At 61.5% G+C, this 2,262-nt stretch carries 3 protein-coding genes; 2 read left to right on the forward strand and 1 reads right to left on the reverse strand.

What is annotated here, in order from left to right; all coding sequences use genetic code 11:
• Nucleotides 1-324: POTRA domain-containing protein (locus tag JNL55_RS36000; RefSeq protein WP_293866486.1), on the reverse strand; the 324-nt coding region annotated here is incomplete at its 3' end.
• 317 nt (nucleotides 325-641) lie between these two features.
• Here JNL55_RS36000 and JNL55_RS36005 point away from each other — a divergent pair.
• The gene (locus tag JNL55_RS36005) at nucleotides 642-1,220 is read left to right on the forward strand and encodes an RNA polymerase sigma factor (RefSeq protein WP_293866489.1); all 579 of its coding nucleotides are present in this window, start codon (nucleotides 642-644) and stop codon (nucleotides 1,218-1,220) included.
• Nucleotides 1,217-2,209: a FecR family protein gene (locus JNL55_RS36010; protein ID WP_293866492.1), complete on the forward strand. Its 993-nt coding sequence runs from the start codon at nucleotides 1,217-1,219 to the stop codon at nucleotides 2,207-2,209. Before JNL55_RS36005 ends, JNL55_RS36010 begins: the two co-directional genes overlap by 4 nt.
• Nucleotides 2,210-2,262 lie beyond the last annotated feature (53 nt).

Raw genomic sequence — 2,262 nt, forward strand, 5'->3', positions numbered from 1 at the left:
GGGGGCGCGCGACTGGTCCTTCTGGCCTACCTCGCGCCCTATGTACTCATCGATCACGGGTGCCAGCTTGGTCTCGGTAAAGACGGTTGCGCCGGTGATCCGAATTTGTTTCAGCGTGAACTCCGGGCCGGCGATTTCCTCCAGCTCCGGCCGCGACATTTCTTCCAATGTCAGCGGCGGTGTGCGCTTGGCCGCGACCGGAGGTTGAGTATTCTGTGCGTCGCGAAGTGTGCTACCGGGGTCTTGCGCCAACGCGCTCAACGGCGCAACGAGTACGACGAGCAGCAACAAACGCAAGAATTCAGATATGCGTGCAAAGACCATATGCGCACACTCCAAAGTAGACCGGCGCGCGCGACGAGCGTCACGGCACGCAGTTGGGCAAGCGATCCTAGGAACGGGGTCTGAATCAGCGTCAGCGGCGGGTTAGGGCAGCTCTTGCTTGTGGGATGCACTGCGACGATCAGTTCGATGCATCGTCAGCAGGCGGCGATCATGCGTTAGCCGCTAGAGGGGTTCACTGCGGAGTGCTACCTAAAATTAGGAGCCTCCTGCCAGCGTCGGTACTAAAATTGGCTGGTAATTTCCGAAAGGGTCATTTCGCCCGTCTATCTTGGTACCACAGGGCAAATACCAGACCGATGCCGAACTCGTCGGATCCGACAGCCGATTTGCACGACCACGACAGCGCGCCCCAAACAGGGGTGGGCGAGGACCGTGCGCGCCTGATCGAGCAGCTGTTTCGCGACCATAACCGGGCGCTGATCACCTTTCTGGTGACGCGGCTCGACTCAGAGGCCGAGGCGCGAGACGTCGCTCAAGAAGCGTATGTGCGCTTGTTGCAGCTCGAGCGCCCGGACGCCATTGGTTTTCATCGGGCGTACTTGTTCCGAATCGCCGCCAACCTCGCCATGGATCGGCTACGCCATCGTACCGTGCGTGCGAAGGCGCCTACGCGTGAGTTGTTCGCCGAATGGTTTCAGCGGCGCTCGCCGGAGCAAGAGGCGCTGGACGCAGCCGAGCAGGCTAATTTGAAACATGCGCTGGCCGAGTTGCCGGAAAAAATGCGAGAAGCGTTGACCCGACATTTTCTGACCGGAGAGAGCGTGGCGACCATCGCCGCGGAATGGGGACTGACGGATCGGATGGTGCGCTACTACCTTGCTCGCGCTTTGGCTCATTGCCGGGCCCGCCTCGATGAAGAGGGAACATCGTCATGAATGGAGTAACTCTGCAGCCATTGGCCCCAGAGCGCCTGGAAGCGGCCGGGCAGTGGTGGGCGCTCTTGCAAGAGCCGGACGTCTCGCCGGAGGACGTCTCCGCGTGGCTGGAATGGATCGAGGCGGAACCGGAGAATCGCGATGCCTATCAGCGCATTCAGGAACTGACCCAGCGCCTGCGCGCCACTGGCAAACAGCAATCGAAGACGCGTCGTCGGATTTCGCAAATGAAGTGGCAGGCGGCCGCGCTGGTGCTGTTGAGCGTGGCAGGGCTCGCGATGTGGCGAATGCATCCTGAATCGCCTGCAGCGACCATGGCTTTCTCCACCCCTGTGGCCGGGATCGGGCAGGCGCCGCTGCCTGATGGCTCGAAGGTGTCCCTGGGTGGCGCGACTTCGATCGAGGCGGTGTATAGCGACGCGTCCCGAGATATTCGCTTGAAAGAGGGCGAGGCGTTCTTCGAAGTCCAGCACGAGCAGGGCGATCGAGCCTTCATCGTGCAGTCGGGCTCGATCTCGATTCGAGCCGTCGGCACGGCGTTCAACGTGCGCAAGACGGGTGAGCGAGTGACCGTCACTGTCACTGAAGGCAAAGTGCAGGTCGCGCGCTCCGATGGCAGCGTGCTGCTACTCGATGGCGTCGTTTCGGAAGATCGTCGCGCGATGATCGTGGCCGGACAACAGGCGACCTACGATCCTGCGTCCAATCGACTGAGTGTCGTCACGCGAGGCCAAGATGCGCAGCGCGCGTTGGCCTGGCGCGAGCAGCAACTCGAGTTCGCGGATGATCCGCTCGACACCGTGGTCGCCAACATCAATCGCTACTCGCCGCGTCACATCGAAGTGCGCGACGTCGATCTGCATCGGCACACCTACACGGGAACCTTCCAACCGAGCCGGCTCGATGAATGGTTGATCGCGATCGAGCGCTCGTTCCCGGTCGAGATCCGCACCACCAGCGATGGCGTGGTGATCGAATCTCGCAAGTAACATTTCCGCCTCGCGTTGTCCGGCCGTCTTTCTTGGCAGTCGGACAACAAATC

This window comes from Steroidobacter sp., from assembly GCF_016790065.1.
GTDB lineage: Bacteria > Pseudomonadota > Gammaproteobacteria > Steroidobacterales > Steroidobacteraceae > Steroidobacter.